This is a genomic window from Stenotrophomonas sp. YIM B06876 (genome assembly GCF_030711595.1).
GTDB lineage: Bacteria > Pseudomonadota > Gammaproteobacteria > Xanthomonadales > Xanthomonadaceae > Stenotrophomonas.
The window spans coordinates 203,977-219,667 of the sequence record NZ_JAUJUJ010000001.1; the positions used below are offsets into that span (position 1 = coordinate 203,977).

Annotated in this window: 19 protein-coding genes; 3 read left to right on the top strand and 16 right to left on the bottom strand. The window is 66.2% G+C overall.

Going from position 1 to position 15,691, the window contains the following annotated elements:
* Positions 1-68 precede the first annotated feature (68 nt).
* The 7 genes from hflX to rlmE form a co-directional block, all read right to left on the bottom strand.
* Positions 69-1,394, bottom strand: a complete 1,326-nt coding sequence (gene hflX, locus QZH66_RS00900; protein ID WP_305804055.1) for a ribosome rescue GTPase HflX — start codon at positions 1,392-1,394, stop codon at positions 69-71.
* Between the two features lie 14 nt (positions 1,395-1,408).
* Positions 1,409-1,684, bottom strand: coding sequence for an RNA chaperone Hfq (gene hfq, locus QZH66_RS00905; protein WP_305804056.1), 276 nt, complete (start codon positions 1,682-1,684; stop codon positions 1,409-1,411).
* Between the two features lie 101 nt (positions 1,685-1,785).
* Positions 1,786-2,739 carry a tRNA (adenosine(37)-N6)-dimethylallyltransferase MiaA gene (miaA, locus tag QZH66_RS00910; RefSeq protein WP_305804057.1) on the bottom strand — a complete coding sequence of 318 codons (954 nt, stop codon included), beginning with the start codon at positions 2,737-2,739 and terminating at the stop codon, positions 1,786-1,788.
* Entirely contained in the window at positions 2,739-3,638 is a 900-nt protein-coding gene (gene folP / locus QZH66_RS00915; RefSeq protein ID WP_305804058.1) for a dihydropteroate synthase, read from the bottom strand. Before folP ends, miaA begins: the two co-directional genes overlap by 1 nt.
* Positions 3,638-3,820: a hypothetical protein gene (locus QZH66_RS00920; RefSeq protein WP_305804059.1), complete on the bottom strand. Its 183-nt coding sequence runs from the start codon at positions 3,818-3,820 to the stop codon at positions 3,638-3,640. Before QZH66_RS00920 ends, folP begins: the two co-directional genes overlap by 1 nt.
* Before the next feature lie 138 nt (positions 3,821-3,958).
* Positions 3,959-5,896, bottom strand: a complete 1,938-nt coding sequence (gene ftsH / locus QZH66_RS00925) for an ATP-dependent zinc metalloprotease FtsH (protein WP_305804060.1) — start codon at positions 5,894-5,896, stop codon at positions 3,959-3,961.
* Positions 5,897-5,950: 54 nt separating this feature from the next.
* Positions 5,951-6,583: a 23S rRNA (uridine(2552)-2'-O)-methyltransferase RlmE gene (gene rlmE / locus QZH66_RS00930; RefSeq protein ID WP_305804061.1), complete on the bottom strand. Its 633-nt coding sequence runs from the start codon at positions 6,581-6,583 to the stop codon at positions 5,951-5,953.
* Between the two features lie 65 nt (positions 6,584-6,648).
* Between rlmE and yhbY the strand changes: the two genes are divergently transcribed.
* Complete coding sequence (yhbY, locus tag QZH66_RS00935) at positions 6,649-6,954, top strand: ribosome assembly RNA-binding protein YhbY (protein WP_305804062.1); 306 nt, start codon at positions 6,649-6,651, stop codon at positions 6,952-6,954.
* 8 nt (positions 6,955-6,962) lie between these two features.
* The gene (locus QZH66_RS00940; protein WP_305804063.1) at positions 6,963-7,343 is read left to right on the top strand and encodes an Mth938-like domain-containing protein; all 381 of its coding nucleotides are present in this window, start codon (positions 6,963-6,965) and stop codon (positions 7,341-7,343) included.
* A gap of 516 nt (positions 7,344-7,859) precedes the next feature.
* Here the strand turns inward: QZH66_RS00940 and QZH66_RS00945 are convergent.
* From QZH66_RS00945 to surE, 4 genes are read right to left on the bottom strand one after another with little or no spacing between them, the layout of a single operon-like run.
* Entirely contained in the window at positions 7,860-8,633 is a 774-nt protein-coding gene (locus tag QZH66_RS00945) for a peptidoglycan DD-metalloendopeptidase family protein (RefSeq protein WP_305804064.1), read from the bottom strand.
* Positions 8,630-9,244 (bottom strand): DedA family protein, encoded by a 615-nt coding sequence (locus tag QZH66_RS00950; protein WP_305804065.1) that lies wholly within the window; start codon positions 9,242-9,244, stop codon positions 8,630-8,632. Before QZH66_RS00950 ends, QZH66_RS00945 begins: the two co-directional genes overlap by 4 nt.
* A 17-nt stretch (positions 9,245-9,261) precedes the next feature.
* Positions 9,262-9,939: a protein-L-isoaspartate(D-aspartate) O-methyltransferase gene (locus QZH66_RS00955; protein ID WP_305804066.1), complete on the bottom strand. Its 678-nt coding sequence runs from the start codon at positions 9,937-9,939 to the stop codon at positions 9,262-9,264.
* Positions 9,936-10,715, bottom strand: a complete 780-nt coding sequence (surE, locus tag QZH66_RS00960; RefSeq protein ID WP_305804067.1) for a 5'/3'-nucleotidase SurE — start codon at positions 10,713-10,715, stop codon at positions 9,936-9,938. Before surE ends, QZH66_RS00955 begins: the two co-directional genes overlap by 4 nt.
* Positions 10,716-10,815: 100 nt before the next feature.
* Between surE and QZH66_RS00965 the strand changes: the two genes are divergently transcribed.
* Positions 10,816-11,355 carry a Smr/MutS family protein gene (locus QZH66_RS00965; RefSeq protein ID WP_305804068.1) on the top strand — a complete coding sequence of 180 codons (540 nt, stop codon included), beginning with the start codon at positions 10,816-10,818 and terminating at the stop codon, positions 11,353-11,355.
* A 231-nt stretch (positions 11,356-11,586) separates the two neighbouring features.
* Here QZH66_RS00965 and truD read toward each other — a convergent pair whose 3' ends face one another.
* Genes truD through eno form a run of 5 tightly spaced genes read right to left on the bottom strand, consistent with a single transcriptional unit; the run spans position 11,587 to position 15,516 of the window.
* A complete protein-coding gene (gene truD / locus QZH66_RS00970) occupies positions 11,587-12,633 on the bottom strand; it encodes a tRNA pseudouridine(13) synthase TruD (protein WP_305804069.1) in 1,047 nt (348 codons plus the stop codon).
* Positions 12,630-13,130: a 2-C-methyl-D-erythritol 2,4-cyclodiphosphate synthase gene (gene ispF / locus QZH66_RS00975; RefSeq protein ID WP_305804070.1), complete on the bottom strand. Its 501-nt coding sequence runs from the start codon at positions 13,128-13,130 to the stop codon at positions 12,630-12,632. Before ispF ends, truD begins: the two co-directional genes overlap by 4 nt.
* 57 nt (positions 13,131-13,187) lie before the next feature.
* Positions 13,188-13,886, bottom strand: coding sequence for a 2-C-methyl-D-erythritol 4-phosphate cytidylyltransferase (gene ispD / locus QZH66_RS00980; protein WP_305804108.1), 699 nt, complete (start codon positions 13,884-13,886; stop codon positions 13,188-13,190).
* Complete coding sequence (gene ftsB / locus QZH66_RS00985) at positions 13,883-14,224, bottom strand: cell division protein FtsB (RefSeq protein ID WP_305804071.1); 342 nt, start codon at positions 14,222-14,224, stop codon at positions 13,883-13,885. Before ftsB ends, ispD begins: the two co-directional genes overlap by 4 nt.
* A gap of 5 nt (positions 14,225-14,229) precedes the next feature.
* Entirely contained in the window at positions 14,230-15,516 is a 1,287-nt protein-coding gene (gene eno, locus QZH66_RS00990) for a phosphopyruvate hydratase (protein ID WP_305804072.1), read from the bottom strand.
* Between the last annotated feature and the right edge of the window lie 175 nt (positions 15,517-15,691).

Consider the following 15,691-nt stretch of genomic DNA (forward strand, 5'->3'; position numbering starts at 1 on the left):
CCCGCTGAAACGCGCCAGGCCACCCGTGGGCGGCCTGGCGCAGTGAAAACGCTGCAAAGGCGCCCGACTCAGCGGGCCGGCAGCCACCAATCCGGTTCACGCGCGGGCAACAACGGGCGGATCGCTGCGCCATCCGCGCTGGCGGCCAGCCGCTCGGCTTCGGCAATGGGAATATCCACCTCCAGCAGCCACCCCTCGTCATCGGCCTGCTCACTGCGGATCACTTCCAGCTGATGCAGGCGCGAGCGCAAGCGACCGGCTTCCGGAGGCAGTCGCAACGTCCCGGTCACATGCTGCAGGCCCAGACGCTTGCCCAGCACCGATTGCAGCAACTCCAGCCCGCGTCCATCGCGTGCGGAGATCCACACCCGCTCGCGCCGTGAATGGTCCGGCACGCCATCCTGCGCATCGTGACGGACTTCCGCGCCCTCGATGCGGTCGATCTTGTTGAACACCAGCAGCTGCGGCAGCTCACCGGCACCCACCGCCTGCAGCACTTCATCCACCTGGGCGATGCGCTCCTCGCGCAGCGGATCGGCGGCGTCGACCAGATGCAGCAACATGTCGGCTTCGCGCGCCTCGGACAGCGTGGAACGGAACGCGGCGACCAGTTCGTGCGGCAAATCGCGCACAAACCCCACGGTATCGGCCAGCACCACGTTGCCGCCGGGCAGCGCGATGCGACGCACGGTCGGGTCGAGGGTGGCAAACAGCTGATCGGCGGCGTAGGCCTGCGCGCCGGTCAACGCGTTGAACAGGGTCGATTTTCCGGCATTGGTATAGCCCACCAGCGCGATCCGGGGCAGCTCGCTGCGCACCCGCGCGCGCCGCATCTGGGTGCGTTGCACCTCGACCTTCTCCAGCCGCTTCTGCAGCTGTTCCACCCGTATCTGCAGCAACCGGCGGTCGGTTTCCAGCTGGGTTTCACCCGGGCCACGCAGACCGATCGAACCACCGCGCTGGCGCTCAAGATGGGTCCAACCGCGCACCAGCCGGGTGGCGAGATGGCGCAACTGGGCCAATTCCACCTGCAGCTTGCCTTCGTGGCTGTGTGCACGCTGGGCAAAGATATCCAGGATCAGCCCGGTACGATCGATCACGCGGCGCTCGAGGAAGCGCTCCAGGTTGCGCTCCTGCACCGGCGACAACGCATGGTTGACCAGGATCAGGTCGGCCCCGGTCGCCTCCGCGGCGGCCTTGACCTCGTCCAGCTTGCCACTGCCGATCAGGGTCGAAGGATTGGGCCGGTCCATGCGCGCGTTGATGGTGGCGGCGATGGTGGCGCCCGCCGAGCGCGCCAGATCGGTGAATTCCTCAAGCACATCCTCTTCCACCCGCCCGCGGTGCGGCTGGATCAACAGCGCGTGTTCGCCCTTTTTCGAACGGTCAAACACGCGCCGCTCCTGTCTTACCCGTTGTCGTCTTCAGCAACCTGAGCATCCTCGTTCGACTGCACGTAACCCCCACCCGGACCGACCCGCACGTTGCGCGCGGGCACGACGGTGGAAATCGCGTGCTTGTAGACCATCTGACTGACGGTATTGCGCAGCAGCACCACGAACTGGTCGAACGATTCGATCGTGCCCTGCAGTTTGATGCCGTTGACCAGGTACACCGATACCGGCACGCGCTCGCGGCGCAGTGCGTTCAGGAACGGGTCCTGCAGAGATTGCCCCTTGGACATCTGTTACTCCTCGTTATTGTTCTTATGGATCCGGGAACCACGGCCTCCCCAGCCTCCCGAATAGCGCGATGTTACACGGCGCGCGCCTGCGCGGCATCGCCTCAACGGCCCATGAAGGCCGAAACCGCCGCATTCAGTCGTTGCATGTCGGTGGCTGGATCGAACCAGCGCGCATCCAGCTCGCCACGCAGCCAGGTCAGCTGGCGCTTGGCCAGTTGCCGGGTGGCGAAGATGCCGCGCTCACGGAATTCGCCAATCTCCAGCTGCCCGGACAGATGCTGCCAGGCCTGGCGATAACCGACGGCGCGGATCGCCGGCAGATCCAGCGGCTCGGCCACCGCGCCCATCTGTGGCAGCGCGCGCAACCGCCGCACCTCCTCCAGAAATCCGTGCGCCAGCATCATGTCGAAACGCATCTCGATGCGGCGGTGGAGTACGGCCCGGTCGGCGGGCGCCAGCACCAGTTTGAGTATGCGTACCGGCAAGCGCTGCCGGCCCGCCATCGCCTGCCATTCACTGATCGGCCTGCCGGTCAGCCGGAACACTTCCAGTGCGCGCTGGATGCGTTGCGGGTCGGTGGCGTGGATGCGGCGTGCCGCTGCGGGATCCACCTGGTGCAGCTGCGCATGCAGCGCCGGCCAGCCTGCACGCGCGGCTTCGGCGGCAAGTGTGGCGCGTATGGCCGGATCGGCCTGCGGCATGGGCGAAAGCCCTTCCAGCAGCGCACGGAAGTACAGCCCGGTACCTCCGGCCAGAATCGGCACCCGCCCGCGCGCGACGATATCGGTCACCGCCGCCGCCGCATCGCTGGCGAATTCGGCGGCCGAATAGGTCTGCCACGGGTCGCGCAGGTCGAGCAGATGGTGGCGGACGCGCGCCTGTTCGGCCGCATCGGGCTTGGCCGCGCCGATATCCAGCCCGCGATATACCAGCGCCGAGTCGACGCTGACAATCTCACCGCCCAGGCGTTCGGCCAGAGCGAGGGCGGTGGCGGTTTTCCCGGACGCCGTCGGCCCCATCAACGCGATGGCCAGCGGCCGGCGGTCGGCGGACATCAGTCCTCGTCCGGCCAACGCAGGGAGGCCGGCGCATCGCGGCGCCGGGGCTCGGGCACCGCGGCAACCGCTTCCCAGATCCTGAGCGCATCCACGGTGGCGGCCACATCGTGCACGCGCAGGATCATCGCCCCACGCTGGGCGGCAATCAGGTGCGCGGCGACCGAGCCGGCCACGCGCTCGCCCGGCACTTCACGCCCGGTCAATTCACCGATGCTGCGCTTGCGCGACAACCCGGCCAGCATCGGCACTCCCAGATCCAGCAGCCGCGACGAACCCGCCAGCAGCGTCATATTGTGTGCGGTGCTCTTGCCAAAGCCGTAACCGGGATCGATGACGATCCGCTTCTTTTCGATTCCGGCCATTTCGGCGGCAAAAATACGTTCGGCCAGAAACCGCTGGACCTCGGCGACGACGTCATCGTACTGCGGGTCCTGCTGCATCGTGCCGGGCTCGCCCAGCATGTGCATCAGCACCACCGGCACGCCAAGCGCGGCGGCCGCGGCCAAGGCCCCCGGCTGACGCAGGGCATAGACATCATTGACAAGCCCGGCACCGGCAGCCACGGCCGCACGCATCACTTCCGGCCTGAAGGTGTCGATGCTGATGGGCACGGCCGTCTGCGCCGCCAGACGCTCGATGACCGGCACCACCCGGCGCAGCTCTTCTTCCAGCGGCACCGGCGCGCTGCCCGGCCGCGTCGATTGGCCACCGATGTCGAGGATGTCGGCGCCCTCGGCGACCAGCTTCAGGCCATGGGCGAGCGCCGCCTCCACAGTAGGGTGCTCGCCGCCATCGGAAAACGAATCCGGGGTGACATTGACGATGCCCATCACCCGCGGCCGGTCCAGCCGCAACAGGCGCCCACCGCAGTCCAGTACCGGCGACAGGTCGAACATCACGAGCGCCCTCCGCGACCGCTGCGCAGTGTCTTGACGATGCTCAGCACGGTACCGAGCCCGATGCCGACCGCACTACCGACGACGATGTTGCCGGTGTACATGCCTGTCGCGACCCCGACGACGGTGGCGATGACCATTTCCCGGAGCAGGGAAACCGGCTGGGGAGGCGGGGTGGACATGACGGACTCCTGAAAAATCACGGTCGTAGCGACAGACCGCTATTGTCGCGCAGCGGCAGCGCGGATGGCCAACCGCCGGATACCGCAACGCCGCGCCTCCACAGACAAACAGGCCGGGTTTCCCCGGCCTGTTGCGCATCACACCTGTTCGGCAGGTCCGACAATCGGCGGCAACGGCCGCGGATCGTTCTTGTCGTTCTTGTCACCGTCTTCCTTGGACTTGGTCCAGCCCATCGGCGGCGGTGGGTCGCGGCCTTCCATGATCGCGTCGATCTGCGGCGCATCGATGGTTTCGTACTGCAGCAGCAACTGCGTCATCGCGTGCAGCTTGTCCAGGTTCGCGGTCAGCAGCTCGGTCGTCTTGGCGTACGCCTTGTCGAGAATCGCGCGCACCACCTCATCGATCTTGCGCGCGGTATCGTCGGAAACGCTCTTGTGCTGGGTGACCGAGCGGCCGAGAAACACCTCGTCATCCTCCTCGCCATAGGCGATCGGACCGAGCTGCTCGGACAGGCCCCACTTGGTGACCATGTTGCGCGCCATCTTGGTGGCCCGCTCGATATCGTTGGAGGCACCGGTGGTGACCTTGTCGGCACCGAAGATCAGCTCTTCGGCCACACGGCCGCCATACAGCGAGCACAGCTGCGATTCGATCGCCACCCGGTTGATCGAGTACTTGTCGCCCTCGGGCAGATACATGGTCACACCCAGCGCACGGCCGCGCGGAATGATGGTGACCTTGTAGACCGGGTCATGCTCGGGCACCAGGCGGCCGACGATGGCGTGGCCGGCCTCGTGATAGGCGGTAAGCGTCTTTTCCTCTTCGCTCATCGCCATCGAACGGCGCTCGGCGCCCATCAGGATCTTGTCGCGGGCCCGGTCGAAGTCGTCCATGCGGACTTCCTTCTCGTTCTTGCGTGCCGCGAACAGTGCCGCCTCATTGCAAAGGTTGGCCAGGTCCGCACCGGAGAAACCCGGGGTGCCGCGCGCGATCACCATCGGCTCGACATCGTCGGCCAGCGGCAGCTTGCGCATGTGCACCTTGAGGATCTGCTCGCGGCCGCGCACGTCCGGCAGGCCCACCACGACCTGGCGGTCGAAACGGCCCGGGCGCAGCAGCGCCGGATCGAGCACGTCAGGACGGTTGGTGGCGGCGATGACGATCACGCCCTCGCCTCCCTCGAAGCCGTCCATTTCCACCAGCAACTGGTTCAGGGTCTGCTCGCGCTCGTCATGACCGCCGCCCAGGCCGGCACCGCGATGGCGACCCACGGCATCGATTTCGTCGATGAAGATGATGCACGGCGCCTGCTTCTTGGCCTGCTCGAACATGTCGCGCACGCGGCTGGCACCGACGCCGACGAACATTTCCACGAAGTCCGAACCGGAGATCGAGAAGAACGGCACCTTGGCTTCACCGGCAATCGCACGCGCCAGCAAGGTTTTACCGGTACCCGGCGGGCCCACCATCAGCACGCCACGCGGAATCTTGCCGCCCAGCTTGGTGAACTTGGATGGATCACGCAGGAATTCGACCAGCTCGCCCACTTCTTCCTTGGCCTCATCGCAACCGGCCACGTCGGCGAAGGTGACCTTGATCTGGTCTTCGCCCTGCAGCTTGGCGCGCGACTTGCCAAACGACATGGCGCCCTTGGCACCGCCGCCACCGCCCTGCATCTGCCGCATCATGAAGATCCAGAAACCGATCAGCAGCACGACCGGCAGGAACTGCAGCAGGATCGACCAGAAGCTCGGGCCCGTGGCCGGCTCCTGACGTGTCAGCGGCACGTTCTTGCTGACCAGCTGATCGATCAGCTTTTCATCGCGCGGGGCAAACAGCGAGCCTTCGCTGCCATCACTGCGCTTGAAGCGGATCGCCGTGGCGGTCAGGGTGCTGTTGTCGGTGATTTCCACCGACTTGATCCGCCCCGAATCCACTTCCTGCAGGAACTGGGTGTAGTTGCTGGCATCGCCGGGCGCCACCGCGCCGGTGCGCGGCGAAAAACTCTGGAACACCACCATCAGCACGACGGCGACGACCACCCACAACAACAGATTTTTGGTCAAGTCGTTCATCCTCATTGACTCCGGTGCCCCTTTATTCCTAGATAATTCTGATTCGTGGTGAGCTTACTTGATCTGCGTACGCTTGCCCTGACCGAGGGCATACACTTCCGGCGAACGCTTGCGCGAGGCTTCCGGCTTGCGGATGACGACCTTGTCGTAACGGCGCCGCATCTGGCGGATGTAATCGTCAAACCCGACACCCTGGAACAGTTTGATGAGGAAAGCTCCACCGGGCTTGAGATGGGTGTCGGCAAAATCCATTGCCAGCTCGGCCAAGTGCATCATCCGCGGCTGGTCCACCGCGTCCATGCCACTCTTATTGGGGGCCATATCCGACAGCACAAGGTCTACCGGATGCCCACCCAGCATGGATTCGAACCGCGATAGGACGTCCTGCTCCCTGAAGTCGCCGTGAAGGAACTCCACGCCGGCCAACGGTGGCATCTCCAGAATGTCCAGCGCCAGCACCCGGCCGCGATCGCCCAGGGATTTGCGCACCTGCTGCGACCACCCGCCGGGGGCGGCTCCCAGGTCCACCACCAGCATGCCGGGCTTCAGCAACCGGTCACGTTCGAGCAGCTCCTCCAGCTTGTAGGCCGCGCGCGAACGCATGCCTTCGGCCTGCGCCTTCTTGACGAAGGGATCTGCGAAGTGTTCTTTCAACCAGCGTTGGCTGCTTTTGCTGCGGGAAGCCATTGGAAATAGGGTCGGATCGGGTGGCCATGATACCCTGAACCCCCTTGATTACCTTGTATTCCTGCATGTCTATCGCCCTTACCTCGGCCCAGACCCGATTCCTGCGCGGCGTTGCCCATGACCTGAAAGCCCTGTTGCAGATCGGCGGCAAGGGCGTTACGCCGGCCTTCCTCACGGAGCTGGACGAGGTGCTGGAACACCACGAGCTGGTCAAGGTGAAAATCGCCGCTGACGACCGCGAGGCCCGTGACGCCATGATCGGCGAGCTGGTACAGCGCTCCGGCAGCGCCCTGGTACAGCGCATCGGCCACGTCGCCGTGCTGTATCGCCCAAGCAAGGAACACCGGCAGATCGTCCTGCCGCGCGGCTGAGCAACCCGATGCAACTGAACCACGAACTGCCCGACTACCAGTACGCGCTCCGCTCGGCGGACGGCAGCGTGGCGCGGGTGAACGAGCGGGTACTCACCCACAGCTTCATTCTCACCCCGGACAGCCTGTCCGAGGACTGGCCGGTGGCCGCGCTTGCCGAACTGACCACCGCGCACCTGCAGCCGCTGCTTGCACTCAACCCGGAACTGGTCCTGCTCGGCACCGGCGCACGCCAGGTGTTCCCCCCGGCAGCGATCATGGCCACCTGCCTCACCCGCGGCATCGGCATTGAAGTCATGACCAATGCTTCGGCCGCACGCACGTTCAATGTGCTTGCCGGTGAAGGGCGGCGTGTGGTGGCCGGATTCATCCTCGAGCCGCAGGCCTGATCCACCGGTCTGTCATTGCAGGGCAGGCCGCCGCATCGCGCCGGCGTCCGGAACTGACGCGGCCAACGGCCAACACCGGACCGGGCAGCCCGACCCAGCCCGATGCACGCCAGCCAAGCCGTTGTTGCTGAAGGACAACCGGCGACAGCCACCCCGTCGTTGCCCAGACGCACGCGGCCGCTGGCAGCGCATTGAAAGCATGACGGCGGGAGATTGCGCCAGGACCGCTGCGCGAAACCGCCGGGCAATGAGATTGCCCCGGTTGATCCACCTGTCGATCGCTGCCGGCTTGCCGTTGCCGCCACTCCGCCGACAGCGCCTGCCGGGTGGCGCAAGCGCTCGCAGTTCGCGCACCGCGCATGCCGGGCCCGCGCGCCCTGTCACCGTCGGGCCCAACGGAGTGCGGCTGCACGGGGGCATTCGGCGCCGCTCGCGGCCACCAGCCCCACCCGCCAGCGGACACCTGGCGTGCGGCGCCGGACCGGGGGATCCGAGCGACCGGGAAAAATACGCCGGTTACCTTGCCGGCAGATACAGCAGCGGGTCCACCGGCTTGCCGTTGTAGCGGATCTCGAAGTGCAGCATGTCGCGTGCCGCACCGGTACGCCCCATTTCGGCAATCTGCTCGCCGGCCTTGACGTTCTGCCCCTCGTTCACCAGCCGCTTGCGGTTGTGGCCATACGCCGACAGCCATTGCTCGTTGTGCTTGATGATGATCAGTTCGCCGTACCCCACCAGCCCGGCGCCGGAATACACCACCACGCCGGGACCGGCCGCGCGGACACTCTGGCCACTGGCACCGGCGATATCCACCCCCTGCTTGGTGGCCTCGCCCGCCACGTAGCGCCCGACCACGACGCCATCAGCCGGCCAGCGCCAGCCGATACCACTGTTGACCGGAGCGGCCACCGGCGTGGCGGCGGCCGGCGGCCGCGTCGCCGGGGTTCCCGCCGCGGTTGCCGTGGACGGCCGTGAACTGGCGGCCGTCCCGCCCGGATACAGCCGCAACGGCTGTCCCGGATAGATGGTGTACGGCTCGGACAGACCATTCCAGGCGGCCAGATCACGCGGGGTGATGTTGTGGATCCGTGCCAGCGCGTACAGCGTATCGCCACGCTTAACCACCGCGGTCTGGCCGGGTTTGGCCACCGAAGTACGGGGCGCAGCCGCCGTGCTGGAGCCCGCACCTGCCGGCCTGACCACGGTCGCGGTGCCACAGGCACCCAACGTGGTCACCAGCAACGCCATCGCCACCATCCGGATTGTGTTGCTCATAACTGCTGCGCTCATGCGAATTTCGCCCTCCAGACCAGCCAGGCCACGCCCGCTGCGACCAGCGCGGTAGCTACCCAGCCCAATGGTTCAATCCAGCGCCGCAGTGCCGATTCGGCACGCGGACCGCCGATCCGGATCATCGCGGCCAGCAAAAACACCCGCTTGCCGCGCCCGACCAGCATGCTCAATGCGTACTGCGGCAACGGCACACCGACAATACCCGACGCCCAGGTGAAGACCTTCATCGGAATCGGCATGAAACCGCCCAGCACCAGGAAGGTGAACACGGCCCACGGCGATTCCGCCATTTTCGCCTGTACCAGCGCGATCCCGGATTCGATACCGCCCAACATGCCCAGCACCGCGAACATCGGCTTGAGCGCCTCATAGGCGAAGTGACCCAGCGCGTAGCCCACCATCGCACCGGCCATGGAGCCGGCCAGGCTCAAGCTTGCAAACCACCAGCCGCGCCGCGGCTGCGCCACACACATCGGCGCCAGCATCACCTCCGGCATCACCGGAAAAATGATCGCCTCGATAAAACTGAGCAGGGTCAGATAGGTCGGCGCCCGCCGGTGGTTGGCCCAGCCGATCGCACGCTCGTACAACGGTCCAAAAATCTTCATCCGGTGATGCTCCGCATTCAGTCCAACATGCCTGACAACAACGGCACGAAACTGACGGAAGCCAGATCCTGCTGTTCAAAAGTGCCATCTTCGCGACGGGTCAACTGCATCAGCGCCTGCCCGCCCGAACTTCCCACCGGGGCCACCAGTCGCCCCCCGACCGCCAGCTGCTCGAGCAGGGCCTCCACCAGCGCCGGGGCGGCGGCGGTGACGACAATGGCGTCATACGGGGCATGCTCGCTCCAGCCGACGCGGCCGTCGTCGTGCTTGCTGCGGATGTTCATCCCCAGTTGGCGGAAGCGCTTGCGCGCCTGGCGCAGCAGCTCGCCAATGCGCTCGACGGTATAGACCTCCAGCCCGAGCGCGGCCAGCACGGCGGCCTGGTAACCGGAACCGGTTCCGACCTCGAGCACCTTCTTCGGCGCCACCTGCAACACCGCCTCGGTCATGCGCGCCACCACCCACGGCTGCGAGATGGTCTGCCCGTGCCCGATCGGCAGCGCGGTGTCCTCATAGGCGCGCGAGGCCAGCGCCTCATCAATGAAAAGATGGCGCGGCACCACGCGGATCGCGTTGAGCGTGGGTTCGTCGGCGATGCCGGCTTCGCGCAGGCGATCGACCAGGCGGTCGCGCACCCGCTGCGAGGTCATGCCGATACCGACGGCCTCCGGCTGCAACCGCAGTCGTGGGGTCATGCCGTGCTGTCCAATGAGGCGGTGAGCCCGGCTACCCAACCGGCGACTTTTTCAAGCGCCTGGTAGCGGGTCAGGTCGACCTGGATCGGCGTGATCGAAATATGCCCGGTGCGCACCGCATGGAAATCGGTTCCCGGACCGGCATCCTGCTCACCGCCGGCCGGACCGATCCAGTACACGGTATTGCCGCGCGGATCGCTCTGCGGGATGCAGGCTTCGGCGCGATGGCGATTGCCCAGACGGGTGACTTCAAAACCACGGATCTGCGCCCACGGCAGGTCCGGCACATTGACGTTGAGGATGGTGTCGGCAGGCAGCGGGTCGGCGATGAGGCGTGCCACGATCTCCACCGCCGCGCGCGCCGCGGTCTGGAAATTTTTGGCGTCGTGGTTGCGGGTGACCAGAGACACCGCCACCGCCGGCAAGCCCAGCCCGCGCCCTTCCATCGCCGCAGACACGGTGCCGGAATAGATCACGTCATCGCCCAGGTTGGCGGCGTTGTTGATGCCCGAGACCACCATGTCCGGCTCGAATTCAAGCATGCCGGTCAGCGCCAGGTGCACGCAATCGGTCGGCGTGCCCGCCACCGCGCAGGTGTAGTGATCGATACGCCGCAAGCGGATGGGCTGGTCCAGCGTCAGCGAGTTGCTGGCCCCGGAGCGGTCGCGATCCGGTGCCACCACGGTGACTTCATGTCCGGCGCCCCGCAGTTCCTCGGCAAGCATCCTGATGCCGGGAGCGTCGACGCCATCGTCATTGCTAACAAGTACGCGCATGGTGTTCCTCGAAAACCAGACCATGATACCGGATGCGTCCGATCCCTTCCCCCCTGCAAACGGTCCTTGCCTGAAACCACGGTCACGTTACGCTGTAGCGATGTCACACCCAGAAGATGAAGATGATGGCGCGCTGTTCCGTTCGGCGATCGGCGAGGTGACGCCGCTGCGCCGGATCGACGTGCCCGCGGTGGTACGGCCACGTCCCAGGCCACGGGCGCGCATGGCCGAACAGGACGACCAGCAGGCACGCGGCGAGTTCGCGCAGTTGCTTGGTGCCTCCACGCCGCTGGAAGCCGGCGACACCGCCAGCTACCGCCGCGAAAACCTGCCGGCGCGCATGTTCCAGCGGCTCAAGCGCGGGCAGTACTCGGTACAGGATGAGCTTGACCTGCATGGCGCCACCGCCGCGCAGGCGGAAACGCTGCTGCGCCATTTCCTGCGGGAGGCACAGGCGCACGAACACGGCTGTGTGCGCATCATCCACGGCAAAGGCCTGCAGTCGGACAGGGGTGCGCCGGTGCTGAAAAACCTGGTCGACCGCATGTTGCGCCAGCGCAGCGATGTGCTCGCCTTCCATTCCGCCCCACCCGCCCAGGGCGGCACCGGTGCGCTGCTGGTGTTGCTGGCCCACCGCTAGGGTGGCAGCGCCTCGGCCTGCGGAAGCGGGCCCTGCGGAGCCGGGTATCGCTCGACGACGTACCGGCGCGGCACAAGCGCCCGCCAATCATCCGCACACGCCCGCGTGCCGTCGTCGAGCGCGCAAACCGCCCGGGGCCTTCCTTGCGGCGGTCCCGGCATTGAAACGGAAAAGAGCCGCACGTCACCCGGCCCTACAAAGACCGGAGAGCCCGGCGCCCTTACCGGTCACTCAGGCTTCGGGCGCGCCACCATGGCTGGCATCACGCACTTCGCCGAGCTCATGCAATACCGCGGTGGCATAGCAACCCGGGGGCAACGCGAAGGTGATTTCCAGCATTTCCGGCTGCAGCCACTGGTACTGCAGCGATGCCGGTCGCAAGCGCAGTGCACGCCGCTCCTGTTTCAGTCCGGCCTGTTCCAGCCCGGCGCGCAGCGCCAGCGCCTGCTCGTCAGCCACCGCCTGCTGTTCAACTTCCAGCGCGTGACCGCTGCTGCGCAACCCGCCCTCACCCCACAACGGGCCACTGGGATGGATATCGAAGCGTGCCAAGCGGTCGGCCAACAGCTCGGTGAACGGCTCCGGGCCGAATACGCTGCGACTGCCATCGAGCATCCATACCTCGCCCTCCAGCGGCTGATCCCAGCTGCCCTGCCCCACCCGCGCCGCCAGCACCCGGTTGAACAGCGCCGAGCGGGCCGCGGACAGCAACATCGAGCGCTGGTCCTTGCGCACCCGGCGCCCGGCAAACATCGCCAGCGCCGCCGGCACGTTGCCGCCATCGCGGCCAAAGCGCTGTTCCCCGAACCAGTTGGGCAGACCGCGTGCGGCAATCGTATCCAGACGCCGCGCAATCGCCGTCGGGTCACCCTGCACCTGCCGCAATACCAGCTTGAAGCGATTGCCGGCCAGCGCCCCGCGCTGCAGCTTGCGGTTGTGCCAGGTTGACGCCACGACCTGGATCTCGCCCGATTCAAGCGTGGCCAGTTCCGGTGCCACCCGTTTGGGCAGGTGTACGCTGAAGCGCTGGGTGGTCACCGCATGCCGGTCCTTCTGGCCGGCATAACTGACCGCCATCTCCGGCAAGCCGGCCCATTGCGCCAGGCGCTTGGCCACCGCCACGGTATTGGCGCCGCGTTTGCGGATATCCAGCAGCAGGTGTTCGCCCTCGCCCGTGGCCTCGAAGGCCGCCAGTTCGTCGACCTGGAAATCTTCCGGCAGGGTGCGGATCGCCGCATTCAGCACCGGCGCCCCGAACGCCAGCGGCAGCGCACTCACAGCGCCACCAGCAGCGTCACCGCCTGTGCGGCGATGGCTTCCTCGCGGCCGATGAACCCCAGCTTCTCGCTGGTGGTGGCCTTGACGCTGACCCGGTCCAGTTCGATACCCAGCAGGTTCGCCAGTGTTTCGCGCATGGCCAGCGCATGCGGCCCGACCTTGGGGCGCTCACAGATCACGGTGATATCGGCATTGCCGACCTGCCAGCCGCGCTCACGCAGCAGCTCATTGCAATGCGTCAGGAACTGGCTGCTGTCGGCTCCCTTCCAGCGCTCGTCCGAGGGCGGAAAGTGGAGGCCGATATCGCCCAACGCCAGCGCACCGAGCATCGCATCACACAGTGCATGGATGATCACATCGCCATCGCTGTGGGCCAGCACGCCGCAGCGATGCGGCACGCGCACGCCGCCGAGCATGAGGTGGTCGCCCTCACCGAAGGCGTGCACGTCGTAGCCCTGGCCGATGCGGATGGCGGGAATGGAAACAGATGGATTCATGGCGGCAATGGACTTCTGGAAGGGGCGATACGGCCACGCACAGCGACCAGGAAACGGTCAGACGGCGCGGCGGGAAAGTTCGAATTCGAAGCGCAGAAGATCCGCCGGGGTGGTGATCTTGAAATTGCTCTCGGCGCCTTCGACCAGCAACGGGCGGGCACCGAGCCGCTCCATGGCCATCGCATCATCGGTCACCTCGACGCCGGCGGCGGCGGCATCCTGCAGCGCCCGGATCAGCTGGTGACGGCGGAACAGCTGCGGCGTCAACGCACGCCACAGGCGCTGACGCGGCTCGGTGCGGTCAATGCCACCGTCATCGCCGGCACGCTTGAGCGTATCGCGCACCGGTGCGGCCAGAATCGCCCCCACCGGATCCTGCCGCCCCACCTCCAGCAGCCGGCCCAGATCCGCCTGCGCCAGATTGGGGCGGGCCGCGTCATGGACCAGCACGAACTCATCGGCACGCACACTGTCCGGCAAGGCCAGCAATCCGGCCAGCACCGATGCTGCGCGGCTGGCGCCGCCGGTACAGGTCAGCACCGGCTTGCCGGCGATCTCGCTCCAGCCCGGCCAGTCGGCATCGTTTTCGGAAATGGCCACCATCGCCCCGGCAACGCCGGGATGCTGCAGCAGCGCCTCCAGCGTATGCACCAGCACCGGCTGGCCTCCTGCGGGCAGATACTGCTTGGGCAGCGGGCCACCAAAACGGGTACCCCGACCGGCCGCGGGCACCACCACCCAGACCTGCGCCATCAGGGCACATCCATCGGCGGGGCCGAAGCGGGGGCCGCTGGCGATCGGGTTGCCACCGGCGCATTTTCGACCACGCGGTAGAACTTCTCGCCGGGCTTGATCATGCCCAGTTCGCTGCGCGCACGCTCCTCGATCGCCGCTTCGCCGTCCTTGAGATCCTTGACCTCGGCGGCGAGCGCGTCATTACGTTGTTGAAGGCCCGCGTTGTCACGCTTCTGATGTTCGACCTGGGTTTCCAGCATCATCACTTCGCCGGAATTTCCCGGGCCGAACCAGAAGCGGTACTGCAGCCACGCCAGCAGTACCGCAAGCACCAGCAGCAGCCAGCGCCAGTTACGCATCGCAATCAGCGCTTCAGCGACACGAACGCGTCACGGCCGACGTAACGCGCACCGGCACCCAGGAATTCCTCGATGCGCAGCAGCTGGTTGTACTTGGCCACGCGATCACTACGGCACAGCGAGCCGGTCTTGATCTGGGTGGCGGTGGTGGCCACGGCGATGTCGGCGATGGTGGTGTCTTCGGTCTCGCCGGAACGGTGCGAGATGATCGCCGCGTAATTGGCGTGATGCGCCATCGCGATCGCCTCCAGCGTCTCGGTCAGGGTACCGATCTGGTTGACCTTGATCAGGATCGCATTGGCAGTGCCGGACTCGATACCTTCCTTGAAGATCTTCGGGTTGGTCACGAACAGATCGTCGCCGACCAGCTGCACTTTCTTGCCGATGCGGTCAGTGAGCAACTTCCATCCGGCCCAGTCGTTCTCGGCCAGGCCATCTTCGATAGTGATGATCGGGTACTGCGTGGCCCAGTCGGCAAGGAAATCGACAAACTGTTCCGAGGTCAGGCGCTTGTTCTCGCCGACCAGGTTGTATTTGCCGTTCTCATAGAATTCGCTGGAGGCCACGTCCAGACCCAGCAGCACGTCCTCACCTGCGGTGTAACCGGCCTTGCCGACCGCCTCGAGAATCGTGTCCAGGGCCTCGACGTTGCTGCGGAAGTCCGGCGCAAAGCCGCCTTCGTCGCCCACCGCCGTGCTCAGACCATGGCCCTTGAGCACCGACTTGAGCGAATGGAAAATCTCGGTCCCGGCGCGCAGGGATTCGGCAAACGAATCGAAGCCGACCGGCAGCACCATGAATTCCTGGAAATCGACGTTGTTGTCGGCATGCGCGCCGCCATTGATGATGTTCATCATCGGCACCGGCAGGCTCACGTCGCGGCCGTTCGCCAGGTGCTGCCACAGCGCCTGCTTCTTCGAGGCGGCCACGGCATGGGCATTGGCCATCGACACCCCGAGCAGCGCGTTGGCGCCCAGACGGCCCTTGTTCTCGGTGCCGTCCAGATCGATCAGCCGGCGGTCGAGGCCTTCCTGGTCGGTGCTGTCGAAGCCCTTGAGCGCTTTGGCGAGCGTGGTATTGACGTTGGCAACGGCACTGCGCACCCCTTTGCCAAAGTAGCGGGTCTTGTCACCATCACGCAGTTCCACCGCTTCCTTGGTGCCCGTCGAGGCACCCGAGGGCACGGCGGCGCGGCCGAACGATCCGTCCTCCAGGGTGACTTCAGCCTCCAGCGTGGGATTGCCACGGCTGTCGAGGATTTCACGGGCATGGATCTTGGCGATATTGGTCATGGTGAGGTAATAGGTGCCTTGGGGTTGGGTAGGGCTTCGGGCTTGCCCAGCGGGTCGCGCGGGTGAGCACTGCCGTCAAGTTTAAACGAACCGCGCGCAGGTACGGGCCTGCTCCCGTCGGGCGGCGCGGAAGCAAGAAGCAGGCAGCGTTCGGCCCCGGCCAGTTGAACGGCAA